16 protein-coding genes, 1 tRNA gene and 2 rRNA genes are annotated in these 23,895 nt (G+C 63.1%); 11 read left to right on the top strand and 8 right to left on the bottom strand.

All coding sequences use genetic code 11. The features are described 5' to 3' along the window. Window positions 1-53: 53 nt before the first annotated feature. Together M3P36_RS05160 and M3P36_RS05155 are read right to left on the bottom strand one after the other, a co-directional pair. Window positions 54-362: a hypothetical protein gene (locus M3P36_RS05160; RefSeq protein ID WP_249702180.1), complete on the bottom strand. Its 309-nt coding sequence runs from the start codon at window positions 360-362 to the stop codon at window positions 54-56. A gap of 186 nt (window positions 363-548) precedes the next feature. Continuing rightward, complete coding sequence (locus tag M3P36_RS05155; RefSeq protein WP_249702179.1) at window positions 549-1,496, bottom strand: TauD/TfdA dioxygenase family protein; 948 nt, start codon at window positions 1,494-1,496, stop codon at window positions 549-551. A 91-nt stretch (window positions 1,497-1,587) separates the two neighbouring features. Here M3P36_RS05155 and M3P36_RS05150 point away from each other — a divergent pair, with 91 nt between their 5' ends. The 7 genes from M3P36_RS05150 (at window position 1,588) to M3P36_RS05120 (ending at window position 7,591) form a co-directional block, all read left to right on the top strand. Then, on the top strand, window positions 1,588-1,893 hold the full coding sequence (locus M3P36_RS05150; RefSeq protein WP_249702178.1) for an I78 family peptidase inhibitor: 306 nt from the start codon (window positions 1,588-1,590) through the stop codon (window positions 1,891-1,893). Further along, window positions 1,886-2,314, top strand: a complete 429-nt coding sequence (locus M3P36_RS05145) for a Rid family hydrolase (protein ID WP_249702177.1) — start codon at window positions 1,886-1,888, stop codon at window positions 2,312-2,314. The genes M3P36_RS05150 and M3P36_RS05145 overlap by 8 nt, the downstream gene beginning before the upstream one ends. A 26-nt stretch (window positions 2,315-2,340) precedes the next feature. Then, window positions 2,341-2,880 carry a hypothetical protein gene (locus M3P36_RS05140; RefSeq protein WP_249702176.1) on the top strand — a complete coding sequence of 180 codons (540 nt, stop codon included), beginning with the start codon at window positions 2,341-2,343 and terminating at the stop codon, window positions 2,878-2,880. 3 nt (window positions 2,881-2,883) lie between these two features. After that, a complete protein-coding gene (locus M3P36_RS05135) occupies window positions 2,884-3,927 on the top strand; it encodes an enoyl-CoA hydratase/isomerase family protein (RefSeq protein WP_249702175.1) in 1,044 nt (347 codons plus the stop codon). Window positions 3,928-3,993: 66 nt separating this feature from the next. Beyond that, a complete protein-coding gene (gene cysD / locus M3P36_RS05130; RefSeq protein WP_249702174.1) occupies window positions 3,994-4,905 on the top strand; it encodes a sulfate adenylyltransferase subunit CysD in 912 nt (303 codons plus the stop codon). Further along, the gene (gene cysN / locus M3P36_RS05125) at window positions 4,905-6,836 is read left to right on the top strand and encodes a sulfate adenylyltransferase subunit CysN (protein ID WP_249702173.1); all 1,932 of its coding nucleotides are present in this window, start codon (window positions 4,905-4,907) and stop codon (window positions 6,834-6,836) included. Before cysD ends, cysN begins: the two co-directional genes overlap by 1 nt. A 5-nt stretch (window positions 6,837-6,841) precedes the next feature. Next, entirely contained in the window at window positions 6,842-7,591 is a 750-nt protein-coding gene (locus tag M3P36_RS05120; RefSeq protein WP_249702172.1) for a 3'(2'),5'-bisphosphate nucleotidase CysQ, read from the top strand. A gap of 6 nt (window positions 7,592-7,597) precedes the next feature. On the opposite strand, the gene M3P36_RS05115 is transcribed toward M3P36_RS05120, so the two are convergent. After that, window positions 7,598-8,923: an alkaline phosphatase PhoX gene (locus M3P36_RS05115; protein ID WP_249702171.1), complete on the bottom strand. Its 1,326-nt coding sequence runs from the start codon at window positions 8,921-8,923 to the stop codon at window positions 7,598-7,600. Window positions 8,924-9,053: 130 nt separating this feature from the next. On the opposite strand from M3P36_RS05115, the gene M3P36_RS05110 reads away from it, so the two are divergent. Beyond that, entirely contained in the window at window positions 9,054-11,258 is a 2,205-nt protein-coding gene (locus M3P36_RS05110) for a beta-glucosidase family protein (RefSeq protein WP_249702170.1), read from the top strand. Window positions 11,259-11,262: 4 nt separating this feature from the next. Here the strand turns inward: M3P36_RS05110 and M3P36_RS05105 are convergent, their stop codons facing one another. After that, window positions 11,263-13,509: a TonB-dependent receptor family protein gene (locus tag M3P36_RS05105; RefSeq protein ID WP_249702169.1), complete on the bottom strand. Its 2,247-nt coding sequence runs from the start codon at window positions 13,507-13,509 to the stop codon at window positions 11,263-11,265. 166 nt (window positions 13,510-13,675) lie between these two features. On the opposite strand from M3P36_RS05105, the gene M3P36_RS05100 reads away from it, so the two are divergent. The 3 genes from M3P36_RS05100 to M3P36_RS05090 are packed head-to-tail and all read left to right on the top strand — an operon-like array spanning window position 13,676 to window position 17,315. Further along, the gene (locus M3P36_RS05100; RefSeq protein WP_249702168.1) at window positions 13,676-14,716 is read left to right on the top strand and encodes an extracellular solute-binding protein; all 1,041 of its coding nucleotides are present in this window, start codon (window positions 13,676-13,678) and stop codon (window positions 14,714-14,716) included. A 56-nt stretch (window positions 14,717-14,772) separates the two neighbouring features. Further along, the gene (locus M3P36_RS05095; RefSeq protein ID WP_249702167.1) at window positions 14,773-16,302 is read left to right on the top strand and encodes an ABC transporter permease; all 1,530 of its coding nucleotides are present in this window, start codon (window positions 14,773-14,775) and stop codon (window positions 16,300-16,302) included. 11 nt (window positions 16,303-16,313) lie between these two features. Continuing rightward, window positions 16,314-17,315: an ABC transporter ATP-binding protein gene (locus M3P36_RS05090; RefSeq protein WP_249702166.1), complete on the top strand. Its 1,002-nt coding sequence runs from the start codon at window positions 16,314-16,316 to the stop codon at window positions 17,313-17,315. Window positions 17,316-17,421: 106 nt separating this feature from the next. On the opposite strand, the gene M3P36_RS05085 is transcribed toward M3P36_RS05090, so the two are convergent. The 4 genes from M3P36_RS05085 to M3P36_RS05070 form a co-directional block, all read right to left on the bottom strand. After that, entirely contained in the window at window positions 17,422-20,208 is a 2,787-nt protein-coding gene (locus M3P36_RS05085; protein WP_249702165.1) for a TonB-dependent receptor, read from the bottom strand. A 195-nt stretch (window positions 20,209-20,403) separates the two neighbouring features. Further along, a tRNA-Met gene (locus M3P36_RS05080) sits at window positions 20,404-20,480 on the bottom strand. A gap of 185 nt (window positions 20,481-20,665) precedes the next feature. Continuing rightward, window positions 20,666-20,780: ribosomal RNA gene (gene rrf / locus M3P36_RS05075) — 5S ribosomal RNA — on the bottom strand. Window positions 20,781-20,910: 130 nt separating this feature from the next. Continuing rightward, window positions 20,911-23,702: ribosomal RNA gene (locus M3P36_RS05070) — 23S ribosomal RNA — on the bottom strand. Window positions 23,703-23,895 lie beyond the last annotated feature (193 nt).

Here is a 23,895-nt window from a genome sequence, read left to right as displayed (position 1 = left end):
AGGCCCGGCCCCTGCGAAGGGACCGGGCCTTTTTCATGGGAACTGGCGGGCGATCAGGTGCGGGTGATTTCACCAGTGCACTTTTCAATCCTCAGGACCGCGGCGGACTGGTCGCTCACCAGCCAGTAGCCGGTATCGCGCTCATCGTGTTCGACCCGGAGTGCCTCGACGGGCACGGCAAGGTGTGTGCTGGCCAGTTCGACAGCGGCCTCTTCACTCGCCACCGCCTTGGCCTGGCCATCGGCGCAGGCTGGCTCGATCACCAGCCGCAGGCCAAACTGCGCAGTCGCGCGCTCCGCGTGAGCGGGCACTGCTGTCGTGGCCAGGGCGGCAAGCAGGAGATGAACGGGACGCAAGTGCATAAGGCTCCAACACGGATGGAGCCGGTTTGTGCCCGCTGCGCGCTGACAGGAATGCTAAACCCCGCTTAAGTATCTTTCCTGCAACGGCAGGCCGTTGCCGGCTGCCGCATAGCATGGCGCCAGCCCTGGCAATGTCGAGCGCGAAGACAGCCCTGTCCCGTCGGGCGACAGTCCGGAACCGCGCCCCTAGCGGCCGCTGTCGCGCGCGGCGTTGATATCGACGACCTTGGGCGTGGCGGCAAACAGTTCGGTAAACGGATCGTCGAGCTCAAGGCTGCGCGGTTCGGTCCCTTCGCGCACGGTGGTGCGGCGCATGTCGCGCTTTTCGTTGGCATAGTCGTATTCGCCGCCCTTGTGCATCGAACACAGGTTGTCCCAGATCACCATGTCGCCGACGTTCCAGCTGACGCTGAAGATATACTTGTCCTGCGTGCAATGGGCGATCAGGTCCTGGATCAGCTGGCGCCCTTCCGCCTTGTCCATGCCCTTCACGTCCATCGTGTGGGCGGCAATGAACAGCGCCTTGCGGCCCGATCCGGCGTGGGTGTGGACCAGCGGGTGCTCGGCCTTGAAGCGCGCGTCGATCTCCTCGTCGGGGATGTCGGCGCCCGCCAGCTTGCGGCTCCACCACAGCGAATTGATCCCGATCTTGTCTTCCAGGAAATGCTTCATGTGATCAGGCAGGTCGTCATAGGCAGTGCGGGTATCGGCAAACCAGGTCTGCCCGCCCTCGCCCGGCACCGAATGGGCCAGCAGCAGCGAATAGGAGGTGCGCTTGGTCATGAAGGCGCTGTCGGTGTGCCACAGCCGGTCACCCTTGCGATACTGGATGGCGGCTTCATCCTGCGTGATCTCGCCCTCGGCGTTGAGGTTCGATGCATCGAACAGCTCGCGGAACGGCAGGCGATAGGTTCCACCCTCGCGCAGCGGCACCCGCTCCAGATAGCCGAAATTGCGGCTGAATTCGACGTGCTGCTCGTCATTCATGCCGGTGTTGCACCATACGGTGACGCCCCACTTGTCCATCGCATCGGTGACCTGTTTCACCTCGTCTGCAGACAGCTGGCGGGTGAGATCGAGGCCCGAGCAATAGGCTCCGAACTGCGGCAGGATGGGTTCGACGTGAAGGCTCATGGGATCCTCGCTTGACTTTGTCCGTCCCCATAACAGCGCGTGATCGACAATGCGAGAGGGCGCGCTAGGATGTGCGATCAGGAGAGATGTGATGAAGACGATAGCGATTCTGGGAACGGGCGCCGCCATGCTGCTGGCAGGCTGCGCCACGGCGGCGGACGGCAATGGCGAACTGCCGGTGCGCGGACCGGACGGCGAGTGCGATGCCAGCGGGGTGCAGGACCACATCGGCCACCGCGCCAGCGCAGAAGCCGGCCAGACCCTGCTGCGCCTGACCGGTGCGCGCACCTTGCGCTGGGTTCCGCCACGCACCGCCGTGACGATGGATTTCCGGCCCGACCGGCTAACCGTGTCCTATGACGACAACATGATGATCGAGAGGATTTCCTGTGGCTGATGACACCCGTCCCGCAGATCCCGGCCCGCATGATGGCCGCCAGCGCATCCCGCCATTGGGCGCCTTCGAGGAAAGCGCCAAGTTCACCCGCGCCATCCGCGTGGGTGAGCGGATCATCGTGGCGGGCAACATCGGGGTGGAGGAAGACGGCTCGATCAGCCCCGATGCCGGGCGGCAGGCCGAACGCTGCTTCGAACAGATCATCGACTATATCCAGCAACTTGGCGGCCGTTCGGACGACATCGTGCGCGTGCGCATGTTCGTGACCGACATTGCCGATGCGATGGTGGTGACCAATGCCTTCACCAAGGCCTGCGGCCATGCGCGGCCCGCCGGGACGCTGGTGGGGATTAGCGCATTGGCAGGGCCAGCCTTCAAGGTGGAGATAGAGGCCGAGGCGATCGTAGGCGCTGGGCAGTGAGGTTGTCCGCTTCGGCCGCAGTCATAATGGCAGGGATGTTGCCACTCTCGGCGTCCGCACAGGTGCAAAATCCCACAACGGTGAACGGGCAGGTGCTGGGGCCAGTAGAGAATTTCACCACCCATGGACCGGCGCTGGTCTGCATGGAGGGGATGGGTGTCCACGTCCGACAGGGCGAAACCGTCTATCTTGAATATCTCGGCATTCACGATGGTCGACTGCGCAAGGTGATGAGCGATGGCTCCAGCCTTTCGCTGGCGCACGGCGACGCCTGGGTCGATCAAAGGGGAGCGGAAGATCCGGCCTTCGGAGCTGACGGTGTTCACTACTTCCAGATCGATTTCTCCCCGCAATATCAGGTGTTTCTGGGAAACGGGCTGGCTCATGAGCGTCAGTCCCCCCGTAGTTATTCTGTCTGGCAGCGCGCTAAAGGGGACCGTCGAGGATGCTTGGCTGGTCGACGCCATTTCGTTCAATCTCGCGGAGGGTATCGAATGCGACCGCAAGTATTGGTACGGTTGGGACCGGGTCGCCTGGACGCGCCCCGCTGGTCAGGAACGGCCTGAAGAATGACCAACGAAATCCTGTCCAGCCGCCAGGGCGCCCTCGCCACCATCACCCTCAACCGCCCGCGCGCGCTCCATTCGCTGAGCCACGGCATGTGCGAGGCGATGAGCGTGGCGCTGCTCGAATGGCGGAGCGATCCGGCGGTCGAGGCCGTGGTGATCGACCACGCGGGCGAGCGCGGCTTCTGCGCAGGCGGCGATGTGGTGTCGGCCCGGCGCAGCGTGCTGGAAGATGGCTGCGTGGCGGCGCGGGCGTTCTTCATGGCCGAATACCGCCTCAACCACCTGCTCTATACCTATCCCAAGCCGGTGATCGCCTTCATGGACGGGGTGACGATGGGCGGCGGCGTGGGAATTGCCTTGCCTTGCACATACCGCGTGGCGACCGAGAACACTTTGCTCGCCATGCCCGAAGGTGCAATCGGCCTGTTTCCCGATGTCGGCGCGGGGCTCTACCTGTCGCGTCTGCCCGGGCGGCTGGGCCAGTTCCTGGCGCTCACCGCCGCGCGGCTCGACGGGGCGGAATGCCTGTGGGCGGGGCTGGCGACACACTACCTCAAGGCCGAAGACCTCGCCGAAGCCAAGGAGGCCATTGCGCGCGAGCCGCTGGCAGCGGGCGATATCCTGAAAGACCTGTCGAGCCCGCCCCCGCCCGCCCGGCTGGAACGCAATGCGGAGAGGATCGACGGGCTGTTCGCCTCTGACAGCCTCGAAGGCATCATTGCCGCCCTCTCGGCCGACCCGTCCGACTGGGCGGCAAAGGAACTGAAGGCGGTTACCGCCAAGTGTCCAACCTCTGCCAAGGTCGCCTTGCGCCAACTGGCCGCAAAGCCAACCGATTTTGCCGCCGAGATGGCGCTGGAATATGCCCTCGCCGCCCGCATGATCGCGCGGCCCGATTTTGCCGAAGGGGTTCGCGCGGTGCTGGTGGACAAGGACAATGCGCCGCGCTGGCAGCCTGCCGCGCCGGAGGATGTCTCCGATGCCATGCTTGATGACATCTTCGCGCCCCAGCCCCCGGCCGAAGGCTGGACGCCGTTTCCATAGGCCGATTGACGTGTTGAAAGAATTTCTCGCAAGCGATTTGCTCACCGATGGGCCATGTGCCCCGGCATGAAAAGCCTTACCCATCTCCAGCGGCTTGAGGCCGAATCGATCCACATCATGCGAGAGGTTGCTGCCGAGGCGACCAAGCCCGTGATGCTATATTCCATCGGCAAGGACAGCGCGGTGATGCTGCACCTGGCGAAAAAGGCGTTCTATCCTTCGCCGCCGCCGTTCCCCTTGCTGCACGTCGATACGACGTGGAAGTTCAAGGACATGTACGACCTGCGCGCCAAGGCCGCCGCAGAGGCCGGTATGGAACTGCTGGTTTACCAGAACCCCGAAGCGGCGGAACGCGGTATCAACCCATTCGACCACGGCCCCTTGCACACCGACATGTGGAAGACCGAAGGACTGAAGCAGGCGCTGGACCTTTACGGCTTCGATGCTGCCTTCGGCGGCGCCCGGCGCGACGAGGAAAAGAGCCGCGCGAAGGAACGCATCTTCTCGTTCCGGACTGCCAGCCACGGGTGGGATCCCAAGAGCCAGCGACCCGAGCTGTGGAACGTGTACAACACGCGAAAATCCAAGGGCGAGTCCATCCGGGTGTTCCCGATCTCCAACTGGACCGAGCTCGACATCTGGCAGTACATCATGGCCGAGAACATCGAGATCGTGCCGCTCTATTTCTCCGCGCTGCGGCCCACCTATGAATACGAGGGCGGCCTGTTCATGGCCGACGATATCGATCGGCTGGAAAAGGTGATGGGCAAGAAGCCCGAGATCTCCATGAAATCGATCCGCTTCCGCACGCTGGGCTGTTCGCCGCTGACCGGCGCGGTCGAAAGCGAGGCAGCGACCCTCTCTGAAGTGGTGCAGGAAATGCTGCTGACCACCACCAGCGAGCGGCAGGGCCGCGTGATCGACAAGGATGCGGGTGACGGTTCAATGGAGAAGAAGAAGCAGGAGGGCTATTTCTGATGGCCGACCAGTCCCTGAACGATTCCGCGAACGATTCCGCCTACCAGACGGAAACCCTCATCGCCGAGGATATCGACGCCTATCTTGCCCAGCACCAGAACAAGACGCTGCTGCGCTTCATCACCTGCGGCAGTGTGGATGATGGCAAAAGCACGCTGATCGGGCGGCTGCTGTACGATTCGAAGATGATCTTCGAAGACCAGCTTGCCGCGCTGGAAGCCGACAGCAAGCGCGTGGGCACGCAAGGGCAGGAGATCGATTTCGCCCTGCTGGTCGATGGCCTGACTGCCGAGCGCGAACAGGGCATCACCATCGATGTCGCCTACCGCTTCTTCAGCACCGAGAAGCGCAAGTTCATCGTCGCCGATACCCCGGGGCACGAACAGTACACCCGCAACATGGTGACAGGAGCCAGCACGGCGGACCTCGCCGTGATCCTGATCGATGCGCGCAAGGGCGTGCTGGTGCAGACGCGGCGGCACAGCTTCCTGGCCCACCTAGTGGGCATCCGCCACATTGTGCTGGCGGTCAACAAAATGGACCTTGTCGGCTATGACCAGTCCACTTTCGAACATATCGTGGCCGATTACCGTGCCTTTGCCAAAGACATCGGCATCACGGAGTTCACCGCCATCCCGCTCAGCGGGTTCAAGGGCGACAACATAACTGCGGCGCCGTCGGCCAATACCCCGTGGTATTCCGGTCCCAGCCTGATCGACCATCTCGAAACGGTGGAGATCGACAATGTCGCGGCCCAGGCCCGCCCGTTCCGCATGCCGGTGCAGTGGGTCAACCGCCCCAACCTCGATTTCCGGGGCTTTGCCGGGCTGATTACCGCAGGTTCGGTGAAGCCGGGCGATGCGGTGCGGATCGTGCCTTCGGGCAAGACCAGCACCGTCGCCAAGATCGTTACCATGGGCTGCGATCTTGTCGAGGCCGTGGCCGGTGAATCCGTGACCATTACCCTTGCCGACGAAGTCGATTGCAGCCGTGGCAGCGTGATCGCCGCCGCCGATGCCCCGCCGGAAAGTGCCGACCAGTTCGAAGCCAGCCTGGTCTGGATGAGCGACGAAGACCTGATCCCCGGCCGCGGCTACTGGCTGAAACTCGCCAGCCAGACCGTGACCGCCACGGTCGCCCAGCCGAAGTACGAGATCGACGTCAACAGCCTCGAACATCTTGCCGCCAAGACGCTCAAGCTGAATGGCATCGGCGTGACCGAGATCACCACCGACAAGCCGATCACTTTCGAAGCCTATGCCGACAGCCGCGCGCTGGGCGGGTTCATCCTGATCGACAAGCTGACCAATGCCACGGCGGCCGCCGGCACGATCAACTTCAGCCTGCGCCGCGCGCAGAACGTCCACTGGCAGGCGCTGGAAGTGACCCGCGAACAGCACGCGGCGATGAAGAACCAGAAGCCCGCCGTGCTGTGGTTCACCGGCCTGTCTGGCAGCGGCAAGAGCACCATCGCCAACGTGGTGGAAAAGAAGCTGCACCGGATGAACCGGCACACCTACCTGCTCGATGGCGACAATGTGCGCCACGGGCTCAACAAGGACCTGGGCTTTACCGAGACCGACCGGATCGAGAATATCCGCCGAGTCGGCGAAGTGGCGCGGCTGATGGCCGATGCGGGCCTCATTGTCCTAACCGCCTTCATCAGCCCGTTCCGCGCCGAACGGCAGATGGTCCGCGAGATGCTGCCCGATGGCGAGTTCATTGAAGTCCATGTCGATACCCCGCTGTCAGTGGCGGAATCGCGCGATGTGAAGGGTCTGTACAAGAAGGCCCGCGCGGGCGACCTGAAGAACTTCACCGGCATTGACAGCCCCTATGAAGAACCCGAAGCCCCCGAGATCCGCATCGACACCACGGCGATGACGGCGGAACAGGCGGCGGATATCATCATCGACCGGCTGCTCGGGTGAGCGGCATGACCGACGCCGAACTGGCGACCCATTTGGCACAACAGGCTGGCGACATCCTGCTTGCCAAGCGAGCTGAGCTTATTGCGCAGGGCATCGATGGGAAGGCTCTTGGCCTTGCCGGCGACGCAGCCGCCAATGCATTTCTCGTCAAAATGCTGCGCCGTTTGCGTCCCGATGACGGACTATTGTCGGAAGAAGAAAAGGACAATCTCGACCGCCTGTCCAAAAGCCGCGTGTGGATCGTCGATCCGGTCGATGGCACCCGCGAATATGGCGAGGCGCGCAGCGACTGGGCGGTCCATGTCGGCCTTGCAGTGGATGCTGTTGCCACGGTGGGCGCAGTGGCCCTGCCTGGAATGGACGGCGGCGTGGTCCTGCGCACCGACAAGCCGCGCCCCCTTCCCGCCGCGCCGGAACATCCGCGCCTGGTGGTCAGCCGCACGCGCCCTGCCGCCGAGGCTGTGGCCGTGGCCAAACTGCTGGGCGGTGAGCTAGTACCGATGGGCAGCGCCGGGGCGAAAGCCATGGCTGTGGTCATGGGCGAGGCGGAAATCTACCTTCACTCGGGCGGCCAGTTCGAATGGGACAGCTGCGCGCCGGTGGCCGTGGCGCTGGCCCATGGCTTGCACTGCAGCCGGATCGACGGCAGCCCGATGGTCTATAACCAGCCGGACACCTACCTGCCCGACTTGCTGATCTGCCGCCCCGAATGGGCTGAATCGGTACTTGCCCACCTGCGCCAGATCAGCGCCTGAACAGGATCAGGTCCAGGCCCACGGCCCGCTGATCGCCAGGGTGCGCGTGGGGCTGAACACGTTGACGAACAGCGTGCGGCCATCGGGCGAGAAACAAGCCCCGGCAGTCTCGCTCTGAAGGCGCAGCCGGGCAAAAGCATAGGCACGGCCATCGGGCGTGATACCGCGCAGGTGGTTATCCACGCTGTTGCCGGCCTGGTCTTCGCAAACGATCAGGTGGCCATCGGGCGCGATGGTGAGGTTGTCGCCATAGCTGTATTCTTCGCGCGCGCCGCTTTCGTAGAACAGGTCGAGCGCGTCAGGGCCATGCATCGACGGCCTCAGGCGGAAGATCTGCCCTTCGCGCGCCGCGCCGCCCGACGTGGCGGTGAAATAGAACTCGCCCTCGCCCATCCAGATGCCTTCGCCGCGGGCGAACAGCGCCGCACCCATTGCCGCGCCGCGCTGGCGCAGGTCGTCGTCGGGGCTTTCGGGATTGTCGAGCGTGATCCACCGGCCTGCCACCAGCTGGCCCGGCACGATCGAGACCGCACCATCGCGGTTGCGTGTGTCGGTCACACCATCAAGCACCAGCGCCTGGAGCACGCCGCCCTCGACCAGTTGCCCGGGCCGGGTGGGGATGAAGCGATAGAGCAGGCTGTCGTCGCGGTCCTCGGTCAGATAGACCACGCCGGTGGCCGGATCGACGCAGGCCGCCTCGTGGTTGAAGCGACCCATGGCGGTCAACGGAACGGGCTCCACCTGCCGTTCGGCATTGGCGGGCACTTCGAACACCCAGCCATGGTCGCGATTGGCGCGGCGGCCGTCGGCGCGGGACACGTCTTCCTCGCAGGTCAGCCAGGTGCCCCAGGGCGTGACGCCGCCAGCGCAATTGCGGATCGTGCCTGCCAGGCTGCGGTACTCGCGCTTCAAGTCGAGCGTTGCCGCATCGAGCACAAGCGTCGTCGTCCCGCCGGGCAGCGGGATCAGGCTGCGGGCAACAGTATCGAAGGCCGGGCCGGTTGCACCGCCGCTGTCCTGCTGCGGCGACAGCTCGTGGTTGCGGACCAGCGCGAGTTCGCCGTTGCCGATGTCAAAGCAGCCCATGCCGTCGGCGAAATCGGGGACAGTGCCGCCATCGCTCATCGTATCGCCCAGCGACGACAGCACGCGGTAGGAAAAGCCGCGCGGCAGGTCGAGCAGAGCGGCGGGATCGGGCACCAGTTCGCCGTAGCCCTCGACCGTCGGGAGGCCCGCCATCCCGCCGGAACCACGCGCCGCACAGGCCGAAGCGGCGAAGGCGGCAAAAGCGCTGCCGGTGGCACGAAGAAAGAGGCGGCGGTCGGCGTGCATGGTCTGCTCCCTGGTAAATCAGCTTCCTTGCATAGGCGACATTTGCGACAATTGCATGTCCCCTCGCGCATGTCCCCTTGTGCCAGCGCGATGCAGTGTGCTGTTATCGTTACCAACAAGGAGAGCGATGATGAGATCGGCCAAACTGCTGCTGGCGGCAACTGCACTGGCATTCGCGGCACCCGCCGTGATGGCACAGGAAGCCCCGCCCGTCCTGGCGGCCGAGACCACCGGCACGCCGGACGAGCGCGCAGCCACGATGCTGGCGCAAATGACTTTGGACGAGCAGTTGTCCCTGCTGATGGGCTTTTTCGGGGCAGATTTCGAGCCTGCCCGCTATACCGCCATGGAGGGCTCGCGCGCGGGATCGGCCGGCTATGTCCCGGGCTTGCCCCGCCTCGGCATACCGCCGCAATGGCAGGCCGACGCCGGGATAGGCGTGGCCACGCAGGGCGGTGCGCCGGACAAGCGAGGACGCACGGCCCTGCCTTCGGGCCTCGCCACGGCGGCCACCTGGGACCGCGGCATGGCCCATGCCGGCGGCGCGATGATCGGGCGCGAGGCGCGGGCGGACGGTTTCAATGTCTTGCTGGCAGGCAGCGTCAACCTGATGCGCGAGCCGCGCAACGGGCGCAATTTCGAATATGCGGGGGAAGACCCGCAGCTGGCTGGCGTGATGGTGGGCGAGCAGATCGCCGGGGTGCAGTCGAACAACATCATCTCCACTTCCAAGCACTTCGCCGTCAATGACCAGGAAACCGCGCGCGGCACCGGCAATTCGGTGCTGGAGGAAGCCGCCATGCGGATGAGCGACCTCCTCGCCTTCCAGATCGCGCATGAGGTGGGCGATCCCGGATCGGTGATGTGCGCCTACAACCGGGTCAACGGGCCCTATTCCTGCGAGCATCCGTTCCTGCTGACCCAGGTTTTGCGCAATGAATGGGGCTGGCCGGGCTACGTGTTGTCGGACTGGGGCGCGGTCCATTCCACCGCCCCGTCGGTTAATGCCGGGCTTGACCAGGAATCGGGCTTCGGCCTGCAAAGTGCCGCCTGGTTCCGCGCCGACCGCTTGCGGGCCGCGCTCGATGCAGGCGAGATCAGCCGCGAGCAGATCGCCACGATGGTCGCCCGCATCCTGCGCACGATGTTCGCCCACGGCGTGATCGATAACCCGGTGGAGGAAGGCCAATACATCGACTTTGCCACCAACCGCGCCGTGTCGCAGGCAGGGGCCGAAGCGGGCATCGTATTGCTCAAGAACGAGGGCGGCCTCCTGCCGCTCGCCGCCACGGCGCGGCGGATCGTGCTGATCGGCGGCCATGCCGATCGCGGCGTGCTGTCGGGCGGCGGATCGAGCCAGGTCTATCCCGGCGACGGTCCCGATGGCGGGAACGCCGTGCCGGGGATCGAGCCGACCAGCTGGCCTGGCCCCGTGGTCTATTACCCTTCCAGCCCGCTGGAAGAACTGCGCGCGCTGCTGCCCCACGCCGACATTTCCTACCACGACGGGCGCGACCACGAAGGTGCGGCGGCAGCCGCCAATGCGGCAGACCTCGCCATTGTCTTTGCCAACCAGTGGGCGAGCGAGAGCATCGATGTGCCGATGCATGTGGAGGACGATACACTGGTGGAGTCGGTCGCGCTCAACCAGCGCAATACGGTGGTGGTGCTGCAAACGGGGGGGCCGGTGCTGATGCCCTGGGCAGGCAGGGTGCGCGCTATCGTGCAGGCGTGGTATCCCGGACGCATGGGCGGCGCGGCCATCGCCCGCGTGCTGACCGGCGCGGTCAACCCTTCGGGCCACCTGCCCGCGACCTTCCCCCGCAGCCTGGACCAGCTACCCCATCCCGGCGATCCACAGGAAGGGGACGTGGTCTATACCGAAGGTGCGACGGTGGGCTACAAGTGGTTCGACGCCAACGGACTGGAACCGCTGTTCCCCTTCGGCCACGGCCTTAGCTACACCAGCTTTGCCTATTCCGGCCTCACTCTCAGCCGCGCTGGCGAAGGGCTGGTGGCCACGTTCCGCGTGACCAATAGCGGCGATCGCGCCGGAGCCGATGCGGCGCAGGTTTACGTGAGCGGATCGGGCTGGGAAGCCCCGCAGCGGCTGGGCGGTTTTGCCAGGGTCATGCTAGAACCGGGCGAGACGCAGATGGTGAGCGTGGCGGTGGACCCGCGTCTGCTGGCACTGTGGGACATTGCCAATCCCGGCTGGAGCCGCGCGGCGGGAACCTACCGCGTGCACCTGGGCGAAAGTTCACGGATCATCGTCGACAGCGCGGAGATCACCCTCCCCGCTGTCCACCTGTCACCGCACTGGCGCCCGCAATAGGAGATCAGATGCGCCCGCGCAGGCCGATCATCCACAGCCGCGGCGCACCGGGGCGCGCACCCGAGGGCGAGAAGCCCGCGTTGTAGGTTTCGCCGAACACATTCTGCACCGTGCCGAACACCGATACGTTGTCCGTCACATCGAACTCTGCCGCCAGGTCCACCAGCACTCGGGCATTGATCCGGTCGCCAACGGCGATCGGGCCCTGGCCAGCCGTGGAGCGGGTTTCGCTGACCCAGTTTATCGCGGTGTTGAGGCTCATGCGGTCCAGTTCGACCCCGGCGTTGAGGGCGATCTGGTGGGTCGGCTGGTATGGCAGGCGGTCACCCTTCTGGACCGCACCCCACGGCTCGTAACCGCTGACGAAGTCGGACTGGAAGCGGGCGTTGGTAAAGGTATAGGCCAACGAAACGGGGAAGGCCGGGCCGCCCTGGACGCTGCGGTCGCCCAATGTCGTGCCTGCCAGCACCTCCAGCCCCTTCACATCAACCCCGCCGCCATCGAACTGGTCGCCGATGTTGCAGTTGCCGCCGGTGGATGCGGTGCAGGTGCCGACCATGTTGGTATAGTCGTTGAAGAAGCCGATCGCCTCGAACTGCCAGTCGGCATTGCCCAGCTTGACGCCAGCCTCATAGTTCCACGACGTCTCGATATCGACCGTGGACCCGGGCGAAGGCGTGTTGAAGCCCTTGTGGGCCCCGGCCACCAGCCGCACGTCATCGGCCAGCCGGTAGGCGGCGGAAATGCCGGGGATGAACACATCGACCTTGCGCGTGGTCACCGAAGTCGGCGTGGTGCGGGCTACGTCGCCCAGCGCCCAGCGGGTCTGCCGCAGGTCGATGGTCTCGTAACGCAGGCCGGGAACCAGGGTCAGGTCGCCCGCCTCGATGGTGTCGCGGATGAAGAAGGCCCAGGCCTTGGCATCGCCCACGCGATTGTCCTGGCTGCCCGGCGCGCCGGCACTGGTCAGGAACATGCGCTGGTTGACGATCTGGTAGCGGTCATCCTGCTGGAAGCGATCTTCGGAATCCTCGTGATAGCGGGCCGACAGTTCCAGCGTATGGCCGATCGAGCCGGTGGCAAAGCCGGCCGACAGGACCGACTGCACGCCGGTTGTCTGGTACACGCGGTTGTTGTTGCGCACCCTCAGCGCGCCTGCCCGTCCTGTATAGGCTTCCGCCCCGACAATGTCGGCGAAAGGAACGGCGAAGGCAGTGGGGTCGGCCAGCACGGCGGACAGCGAGTTCCACCCGGTATCGGCCGCATTGCGCACGTCGTTGAGCTTGTACCACGAACGCGCCGTGTCGGTGCGATAGGCGATGGTGCTGAACGACAGTTCGGGTGCCAGTTCGAGATAGTGGCTGAGCTGGTATGTCTCGTGCTCGACATTCATCTCGTCGAGCTGGCTGGAATTGTAGCGGCGGTTGGGCGTGGCGGCGAAATCGGCCAGCGTCAGGCCGAGATAGGTTTCGTCGCTGCGCTCGTCATTGCGCTGGTACTTCAGTTCGAGCGAGTGGGTGCGGTCGGCCGAACGCAGGCCGAGGCGCGCGGTATAGTCGCTGATCTGAAAACCGGTCGATCCGCCGATGTCGAGATCCTTGAAACCGTCGGAGTGCTCGTAGAGCCCTTCCACCAGCGCACCGATCTCAACATCGCCGCCCAGCGGTGCCCAGCCGCCCACCCAGCCGTGCAGGCGCTGGCTGTCATGGTTGCCATAGAGCGCCGTGGCGCGCGCTGCCACTTCGCCTGCATCCACATCGGGAATGGGGGTGGCAAAGAAGTTGATCGCGCCGCCCACGGTGGACGGACCATACTTGATGGCCGCCGGGCCCTTGGCCACTTCGATGGCGTGGATGCGCGCCATGCGCGGGAAATAGTAGGCCGCCGGGGCGGAGTATGGGGCAGGCGCCATCAGCACGCCGTCCTCCATGATCGCCACGCGCGCGTTGCGATCCGTGCCCGACCCGCGGATGCCGATGTTGGGGCGCAGGCCGAAACCTTCTTCTTCCTGCAGGAACACGCCCGGCACCTGGCGTAGGATGCGGTTCACGTCGCCCGAAGCGAAAGTCTCCAGGTCCTCGATATCGAGCCGCTGGACCGATCCGCCCACATCGAGCGCATCTGCCTTCGATGCCGTCACGGTAATGCGGTCGATCGCCCTGTCCTGGCTGTCTGCTGCTTCATTGGCCATGGCTGGCGATGCAGCCGCGCAGATGATGGCAGCCAGGCTAGTGCTGGTCGAAAGGCGCATTGTCGTTTTTCCCCGAATCCGTGTGGTTTCCGTGCCCCTAATGCACTTGATAACCACTCGCAACAACTTTCTTGCGAGTAATTCGCAGTCTTGCTTTGCGGTGAATTGGCCATTATCGGAGTCGGCGCAACAAGGGCCTGGCTTTGGCAGGAACGGGAGATTTCACATGGTGCGGAACAAGCGGATTTTCACCTTGCTGGCAGGTATTGCCGTTCTTGGCGGATGCACTTCGCAGGACAACGCCACCAGCGAAGGCGGCGAGGTCAATCTCTATTCCGCCCGCCACTATGACAGCGACCAGGCGCTCTATGACCGTTTCACCCAGGAAACAGGCATTACCATCAACGTGATGGAAGGCAGCCCCGACGAACTCGTCGCCCGCATGACCGCCGAGGGCAGCAACAGCCCCGCCGACCTGTTCATCGCTGCCGATGCCGGCGCCCTGTGGCGCGCACAGCAGGCAGGCCTGTTCCAGCCGACCGCTTCGGCCACGCTGGAAGATCGGATCCCCGCCAACCTGCGCGAGCCCGAAGGCCTGTGGTACGGCTTCATGCGCCGCGCCCGCGTGGTGGCCTATGATCCGGCCAAGGTGCAGCCGGAGGAAATCGACGACTATGCCAAGCTGGCGACCCCGCGTTTCCGCGGCCGCATCTGCGTGCGCTCGTCCGATAGCGTCTATAACCTGTCGCTGGTCGGCGCCTTGATCGAGGCCTGGGGCGAGGAGCGGGCCGGTGAATGGGTGCGCGGCGTGGTGGCCAACATGGCCCGACCGCCCGAAGGCGGCGACCGTGACCAGATCCGCGCCGTGGGTGCCGGTGTCTGCGAAGTGGCCCTGACCAACAGCTACTATTACATCCGCATGGCCAACAGCGACGATGCCGCCGATCGCGCAGTGACCGAACGGGTCTCCCTCGGCTTCCCCAGCCTCGATGGCCAGGGTGCCCATGTGAACATCTCGGGCGGCGGCGTGGCGGCCAATGCGCCTAACCGCGACAACGCCGTGCGCCTGCTCGAATTCCTCGCTTCCTCCGAATCGCAGACACACATTTCGGCCAACAACAACGAATATCCGGCCTCGCCCGACGTGCCGGCGCCTGCCCCGGTTGATGCCTATGCAGAGTTCACCGCGCACCCGATGCCGGTGGCGGCTTTCGCTGCGCGGCAACCTCAGGCGCAATCGCTGATGAGCGCGGCGGGCTGGCGCTGACCGCAGCCAGCTTCCCCCGACCTGCGGCATTGCGCTGGCCATCGCCGCTTGCGGTGATGGCGGCGATTGCCGGGCTGATCGTCCTGCTCCCTCTTGGCGGAGTGATCCTTGCCGCGATGGGCAGCGGGACAGCGGACATCGCCGGGCGGGATATCGCCCGCTATGCCCTGACCTCGGCATGGCTGGCGCTGCTGGTGGGGGTTGTCGTGGCTTTCACCGGCACGATTGCCGCGTGGCTGGTGGCGATGCACCGCTTTCCTGGGCGCTCATTCTTTGCCTGGGCCCTGGCCCTGCCGCTGGCCGTCCCGGCCTTTGCCATGGCCTACAGCTATGCCGACCTGCTCGACGTGGCAGGCCCCCTGCGCACCGCCATGCGGGCCTCGCTGGGAACGGACCTGCCGTTTTCCATCCGCAGCACGGGCGGCGCAGTGTTCATCCTGTCGGCGGCATTCTATCCCTATGTGTACCTCGCCATGCGGGCTGCCTTCATCAACCAGTCGGTCAACGTGCTGGAAGCCGCCGCCATGCTCGGCTGCAACGGCAGACGCGCGCTGTGGCGGGTGGCCCTGCCGATGGCGCGACCGGCGCTGGCGGCCGGTACGGCGCTCGCCATGATGGAAGTGCTGGCGGATTTCGGTGCCGTGCGTTTCCTCAACGTCCAGACCCTGACCACGGGAATCGTGCGGGCCTGGACGGTCTATGGATCGACCGTGAGTGCCGCCCGTTTCGCCCTGCCCCTGCTGGCGGCTGCCGCCCTGCTGCTGTGGATCGAGCGCGCCGGACGCAAGGGACGTACGCACGAGAGCGGCAGGGGTCGCTGGCGCCAATGGGAACCGCAGGCGCTTTCGCCCGCACGCGGCTGGCTGGCTGCGAGCTATTGCCTGTTCCTGCTAACCGCCGGGTTGCTGCTGCCGGTCGGCTGGCTGGCGTGGAATGTCGGCTCCGCCTCGCCTGACTGGGCGCGGCTGCTGGCCGCCCTGCAAAACAGCCTGTCGCTGGCGGTCGCCGGAGGCCTGCTCACCGTTCTGCTCGCCACGATGCTGGCGCTCGGCACCCGCCGCCTGCCGCTGGCCGGGCGGATCGCCAGCCTGGGCTATGCGACACCGGGAGCGGTCATGGCCATCGGCCTGCTGGCCCCGGCTGGCGTCATCTGGTCGCTCGCCCCTGGATCGGGCATGGCCATCGCCATTTCCCTGCTGCTGCTGGCCTATGCCGCGCGGCTGATGGCAGCGGCACTGGAGCCGATCGACGCCGGACTTGCGCGGGTAACGCCATCGATGGTCCAGGCTGCACGCACCCTCGGAAGGTCAGAGACCCGCGCCGTTATCGCGGTGGACCTGCCGATCGCCCGCGGGGCCATGCTGACCGCCGGGCTGATCGTGTTCATCGATATCCTGAAGGAACTTCCCGCCACGCTGATCCTGCGGCCGTTCAACTTCGATACCCTGGCCGTAACCGCCCACCACTATGCCATCGACGAGCGCTTGCCCCAGGCCGGGCCGCCCTCGCTGCTGATCCTTGCCCTGTCGATCCCGACGGTCCTGTGGCTCACACGGAGAATTGCGCTGGCGCGCCCGGGCACCTAGGACGCATGTCCATGGAACCCGGACCGATCCTTACCCTGCGCGATGTGACGCGCCGCTATGGTGCACGCGAAGTTGTGCAACAGGCCGGATTCACGCTGAAGCCGGGGCGGATCACCTGCCTGCTCGGCCCATCGGGTTGCGGAAAAAGCACGATCCTGCGCCTGGTCGCGGGGCTGGAGCCGCTGGACGAAGGCGAAATCGCCATTGGCGGACAGACGGTATCGGCCCCGGGCCTGACAGTGCCGCCGGAACAGCGCGGCGTGGGGCTGGTATTCCAGGATAACGCCCTGTTCCCGCACCTGACCGTGCGCGACAATGTGGGCTTCGGGGTGCAGTCCCTCGGCAAGGTGGCCCGACAGGCACTGGTGGATGAGCTGCTTGCCCGGCTCCACGTCGATCACCTGGCCGACAAGTGGCCGCACACCCTTTCGGGCGGCGAGCAACAGCGGGTGGCGATTGCCCGTGCACTCGCGCGCGAGCCCGTGCTGCTGCTGCTGGACGAACCGTTTTCCGGTCTCGACGGGCATCTCAGGGCCCAGATCAGGCGCTCGCTGATGCTCGATCTGCAATCTGTCGGCACCACCGTGCTGGTCGTGACCCACGATCCCGATGAAGCGATGGCAATTGCCGACGACCTCATCCTGATGGCCGATGGCAGGATCCTGCAAACCGGATCCCCTGCCGACTGTTACGACCACCCCGCCTCGCTGGTCGCCGCTCGCCTGTTGGGCGATGCGCTGGAAGTGCGGGTCACAATGAATGGTGCAACTGCCGCCAGCCCATTCGGGCCTGTGCCTGCGGGACACGGCGCAACGCTGATCGTGCGCCCCAGGGACATGTTCATCGCACGGGAAGGAATGCCAGCCACGGTCCTATCAGTCCGCAAGATCGGCCACGAGACCTTGGCAACCGTCGAAAGCGAGGTCGGCGAGTTCTCGATCGACCCGGGATCGACTGCTGTTACGGCCGGGCAGGCAATCCATCTGCAGCTGCGCGCCCGGGTTCCCAACTAGTCCTGGTGCAGGCCGACGTACGCAGGCTGCGGCGCCAGCTCCTGCGCAAAAATGCAAACGGCGAGGGCCCTAGCCCCCGCCGATGCGATCACAATTGGCTCACGAACTAGAAGTTCACCCGCGCGCCAATGAAGTAGAGGCGACCGAACTTCTCGTACTCGGTCACGCGGGCACGGTTGCCCGCATAACGCACGCCCGGCGTATTGGTGAGGTTCTTGCCTTCGAAGAAGATGTTGACGTTATCTGTCACATCATAGCTGGCGGTCAGGTCAACCTGCTCGCGCCCTTCCCAGAAGGTATCGAGCCGCGCGTCTTCGTTGAACTCGTCGACGTAGTCGGTACGGCGGGTATAGGCCAGGCGCGCATTGAACCCGCCCATTTCGTAGAAGATCGCTGCGTTGTAGGTCCATTCGGACTGGTTCGGCAGCGCCACCTTCGAGGCCCGGCCGGCAATCGTGCCCGGCAGGGTGATCTCTGCGTCCGCATAGGACAGGTTGCCGAACACGCCGAAGCCGGACAGCGCACCGGGCAGGAAAGTGAACTGCGCCTGTGCAGCCAGTTCGAAGCCCATGATGTGGCCGCTGGTGGCATTAAGCTTTTCGGAAATCCGCGCCGGCAGGCCGTTGAAAGTGCCGGGCGTCGTCAGCGTGAACTCGTAGTCTTCCAGATCCTTGTAGAAGAAATTGGCCGAGAGCAGGCCGAGCGGCGGGAAGTAGTATTCCAGCCCGAAGTCGAGGTTGTTCGACAGGGTCTGCTTCAGGTCCGGATTGCCGCGCGAGACATCGACCACCGTGGTGGTGCTGTCGCTGTTCTCCTCCACCCGCGGAACAACGTCGCGGAAATTGGGACGCGAGACTGCGCGGGTCAGCGCGAAGCGGGCGACAAGGTCATCCGCCAGTTCATAGCGCAGCGTCAGGTTGGGGAAGAAATCGGTGTAGCTGCGATCCACCTGGCCCACGGTGAAGGTTTCGGTCTCGGTGTTGAAGACCGGCGCCGATCCGGAGAAGCTGGTGTGCTCCACACGCAGGCCCAGCACCAGGTTGGCGCGGTCGAATTCGACGCGGGTCATCGCGTAACCGGCATAGATGTCCTCGCTCGCTTCATAGTCGGAAACGATGGAGTTCGAGATGCGACGGGTGGCATCGGTCTGCGCAATTGGGCGCACATCTTCGAAGTAGGCCCGGACCAGGTCCGAATCATATTTGTTGCCCAGGAGGTAGGCAAAGTTCTGCGACGGGATGTCCGACATCAGGTTGGCGAAGGACTGAGTCGGGGCAGCCGCACCACCGCGGTTGCGCCACTGTTCGTTATCGGTGCCAATTTCCGCCAAGCGCACGCGCGCGCCAGTCTGGAAAGTGGCCGGCGCTCCAAACAGTTCACCCGCAACCGACACATTGGCCTGGAAGGCCCACTCGTCCTGCATCGTATCCTGTTCGCGGAACGTGATCTCACGGAAGGAGTAGCGGCTGAAATCCAGATGCTCTCCGGTCTCGAACAGCGAGATAGTGGGCGCGTCGGGCGTGGTGAAATCCTGCGTGATGTCCGGGCGCAGGCTGGAACGGAACAGCAGCTGGGCGCGGATCGGATAGGTTTCTTCGGCCCGCGAATAGGATGCGGTGTAATCGAGGCTGAGAGTGCTGAAATCGTGCACGCCGCCTGCACTGACCACGAAGGATTCGTCGACCTTCACCCGGTGGCGGAATTCGCGCGCGACCCGCGTGTCGTTCCAGGTGGCCACGGTCTCGGTCGCGCCCGGCTGGAGATCGCCATCGGCATAGACAACGGCCAGCAGGTTGCGGAACTCGTCATCTGTCCGCTTCGACCATGTTCCACGCACAAAATAGCGGCTGACGTTGTCGGGCTCCAGCTCGATCGCGCCGGTCAGCGCCAGGCGCTCGCGGCGGGTGTCGTAGTCCTTGAACTCCTGTTCCGGCACACCGAGGATTTCGTTGCCTTCGGGCCGCTCTACAACTTCCCAGACGGATTCGAAGTTATCCACCTTGCGGTCGGTCTGCGCCAGGCTGCCAGACAGCAAGAGGCCGACCGGACCGGACACGGTGCTTACCGTCCCGCCAAAGCGATAGTCATTGGTGTTGCCGAACTGGTTATGGCTGACACCGCCGTTGGCCGAAATGCGCAGCCGCGGATCGTCAAAGGGCGAACGCGTGGTCAGGTTGACCGAACCGGCAATCGAATCCGCGCTCTGGCTGGGCAGCAGGGTCTTGGAAACTTCCAGCGAAGAAACGACATCCGAAGGAATGGACCCCAGGTCAACCGCGCGGGTATCGGCGCTTGTCGAAGGCAGGTTGATGCCGTCGACCGTGATCGAGGTGAATTCCGAAGGCGCACCGCGGATCGAGATGAAATTACCTTCGCCCTGGTCCCGCTCGACGCCGAAGCCCGGTACGCGCTGGAGCGCTTCTGCAATGTTGCTATCGGGGAAGCGGCCAATGGAATCGGACGAGACTACGTTGGTCGTGGCATCGGCATTGCGCTGCTGGTTGAGCGCGCGGGCCGTGGAATCAAGGATCGTCCCGTAAACCGTGATGACATCGGTGCTGTAAGTCGCATCCATCGTGATCGCAAAGTCGTTGGCAGAGCCCGACGACACGGTCACAGTCTGGCTCACACTTTCGAGCCCCTGATAGATCACGTCGATCACCAGTTCGCCTGCCTCGATCGAGGGGACGACGAAGCGGCCCTGGCGATCCGTCACGATGCGTTGACCGCTCTCGCGCAACACGACAACAGCACCCGGCAGACCGACGCCAGCGGCATCGACCACGCGGCCGGTCACGGTGTTCTGCGCCTGGGCAGCAACGGGGACCACCAGGGCCAAAGCCGTAGCTGACAGCAGCAGGGGACGAAGCAGATTGCGGGAAAAGGCAGACATTGGCGACAAACCCTCATTTTTTGATGACGGGCAGCGGCTAGGTCCGGAATGCGAAAGGAACGCGTCAGTTATGTTGCAAAGCCATGACGGCAGAAACTGGTGCCAATCTGCAACAATTGCCATCCGCGCGCCGACGTCTGCAGCGGATAAAAAAATAGCCGCTCCCTGCGGAACGGCTGTTTTGGAAAAAGGGGGTGGTTGCGGGGGTTGGATTTGAACCAACGACCTTCAGGTTATGAGCCTGACGAGCTACCGGGCTGCTCCACCCCGCGTCACCTCCCGATGCTTGGCGCACCGGCGGAACCTCGCGGCCCCGTTGGCCGGGCAAAACCTGATGGTTCTGCGGCCTTGGCGTCATTTCGGCATGACTGCGCAAAAGACGCCAAAAGGGCCATCCCGTGAGGGACAGCCCTTTGACTGTGAATGGGTTATCCCCTGCGTGCTCGCCGGCTACAATGCCTGGCGGCGACCTACTCTTCCAACGCTTGAGCGTTAGTACCATCGGCGCTGTCTGGTTTCACGGCCGAGTTCGAGATGGGATCGGGTGGGTCACAGACGCTATGACCACCAAGCAATGAAGCCGGCGTGCATGCAGGGTTTTTAAATCGATGTTTGTTGTCTTGAGGCATCATCGTGCTGAGGATATCCTCCACAATGCATGTCTGCGGCATAAGCCACAGGCCTGACATTGATGGTGGGATCAACAAGCGCGAACAGAACTATTAGGACCGGTTAGCTACACACATTACTGCGCTTCCACACCCGGCCTATCAACGTGATGGTCTATCACGGTTCGATGATTGCTTATCTTGAGGGAGGCTTCCCGCTTAGATGCTTTCAGCGGTTATCCCGTCCATACATAGCTACCCTGCTGCACTCCTGGCGGAATGACAGGTACACCAGAGGTATGTTCACCCCGGTCCTCTCGTACTAGGGGCAACTCCTCTCAACAATCGACGCCCACGGCAGATAGGGACCAAACTGTCTCGCGACGTTCTGAACCCAGCTCACGTACCACTTTAATTGGCGAACAGCCAAACCCTTGGGACCTGCTCCAGCCCCAGGATGTGATGAGCCGACATCGAGGTGCCAAACACTGCCGTCGATATGAGCTCTTGGGCAGTATCAGCCTGTTATCCCCGGCGTACCTTTTATCCGTTGAGCGATGGCCCTTCCACGAGGGACCACCGGATCACTATGACCGACTTTCGTCTCTGCTCGACTCGTCAGTCTCGCAGTCAGGCAGGCTTATGCCATTGCACTCTAACAGCCGGTTTCCAACCGGCCTGAGCCTACCATCGCGCGCCTCCGTTACTCTTTAGGAGGCGACCGCCCCAGTCAAACTACCCGCCACAGAGGGTCCCTACACCGGATAACGGTGCGAGGTTAGACATCAGAAAACAGCAGGGTGGTATTTCAAAGGTTGGCTCCACTCGGACTGGCGCCCAAGTTTCAAAGCCTCCCACCTATGCTACACAACTCTTTCCTAATGCCACTCTGAAGCTGCAGTAAAGGTGCACGGGGTCTTTCCGTCTAACCGCGGGTATCCCGCATCTTCACGGGAACTTCAATTTCGCTGAGCATATCCTGGAGACAGTGGGGAAGTCGTTACGCCATTCGTGCAGGTCGGAACTTACCCGACAAGGAATTTCGCTACCTTAGGACCGTTATAGTTACGGCCGCCGTTTACTGGGGCTTCAATTCGGAGCTTGCACTCCTCCTCTTAACCTTCCAGCACCGGGCAGGCGTCAGACCCTATACGTCGTCTTGAAGCCGACTTAGCAGAGTCCTGTGTTTTTGATAAACAGTCGCTACCCCCTGGCCTGTGCCCCCTGAAAAGAGTTGCCTCGATTCAGGGCCTCCTTCTTCCGAAGGTACGGAGGCAATTTGCCGAGTTCCTTCAGGATACTTCACTCAAGCGCCTTGGTATACTCTACCTGACCACCTGTGTCGGTTTCGGGTACGGTCTATACGGTGGGGCTATTTCCTGGAACAACTTGGCTGCCGAACCAATCCGATAAGGATCGACAACTTCCATCATCCGTCACACACCACCAGGCCCACGAATATTAACGTGGTTCCCATCGACTACCCCCTTCGGGCTCGTCTTAGGGGCCGGCTCACCCTGCGCCGATTAGCGTTGCGCAGGAACCCTTGGTCTTTCGGCGAGAGGGCATCTCACCCTCTTTATCGCTACTCATGTCAGCATTCTCACTTCCGATACCTCCACGACCCATTACCAGATCGCTTCACAGGCTTACGGAACGCTCCGCTACCGCTTGATCCGAAGATCAAACCCTAAGCTTCGGTGCATCACTTTAGCCCCGTTACATCTTCGCCGCAGGAACCCTTATTTAGACCAGTGAGCTGTTACGCTTTCTTTAAAGGATGGCTGCTTCTAAGCCAACCTCCTGGTTGTTTTGGGATTCCCACATGCTTTCCCACTTAGTGATGACTTGGGGACCTTAGCTGTAGGTTAGGGCTGTTTCCCTTTCGACGACGGACCTTAGCACCCGCCGTCTGTCTGCCGGATAAGACTCGTTGGTATTCGGAGTTTGGTTAGGTTTGGTAGATCTCGCGACCCCCTAGCCCATCCAGTGCTCTACCCCCAACGGCATACATCCGACGCACTACCTCAATAGTTTTCGCGGAGAACCAGCTATTTCCCGGCTTGATTGGCCTTTCACCCCTAAACACAGCTCATCCGATAACTTTTCAACGTTAAACGGTTCGGTCCTCCAGTGCATGTTACTGCACCTTCAACCTGGCCATGCCTAGATCGCCGGGGTTCGGGTCTAATTCATCGAACTCAGTCGCCCTATTCAGACTCGCTTTCGCTGCGCCTACACCTAACGGCTTAAGCTTGCTCGATAAATTAAGTCACTGACCCATTATACAAGAGGTACGCTGTCACCCCTCAAGGAGGCTCCAACTGATTGTAAGCAATCGGTTTCAGGTACTGTTTCACTCCCCTAATCGGGGTGCTTTTCACCTTTCCCTCACGGTACTTGTTCGCTATCGGTCATGTACGAGTATTTAGGCTTGGAGGGTGGTCCCCCCATGTTCAGACAGGATTTCACGTGTCCCGCCCTACTCGAGTCCTTCATCATCACTTTCGCATACGGGGCTGTCACCCGCTATGGCCACTCTTTCCAAAGTGTTCTGCTAGTTGAAATGAAGGCACTGGCCTGGTCCCGGTTCGCTCGCCACTACTACGGGAATCTCTGTTGATGTCTTTTCCTCCAGGTACTGAGATGTTTCAGTTCCCCGGGTTCGCTTCACCAAACCTATTTTATTCAGTCTGATGATACCTTATCCACCTCTTCTATGCCCCCCGAAGGAAACACAGAGGAAATGGTGAAGGTGGGTTTCCCCATTCGGAAATCGCCGGATCAAAGTTCGCTCACAACTCCCCGACGCTTATCGCAGCGTGCCACGTCCTTCTTCGCCTGTACATGCCAAGGCATCCGCCAATTGCTCTTACCTCACGCTTGAGATCCACACCATCAACGACAAGCCTGTATAACACTTGACCGTTTTCACGATGGTATGGAGGATTATCTCAGCCAGATAATACATCTATTAGTGTCGCACACACACGGTGACCCTAAGATCACTGAGAGCTGTGCTCCACGGCATCGATTTAAAAACCCATTCACAATGTCAAAGATGCGTGGAGCAAATCTC

The sequence above is a fragment of the Altererythrobacter sp. KTW20L genome (assembly GCF_023501975.1).
GTDB lineage: Bacteria > Pseudomonadota > Alphaproteobacteria > Sphingomonadales > Sphingomonadaceae > Alteraurantiacibacter.
This window is presented reverse-complemented; position numbering and strand designations above follow the sequence as displayed.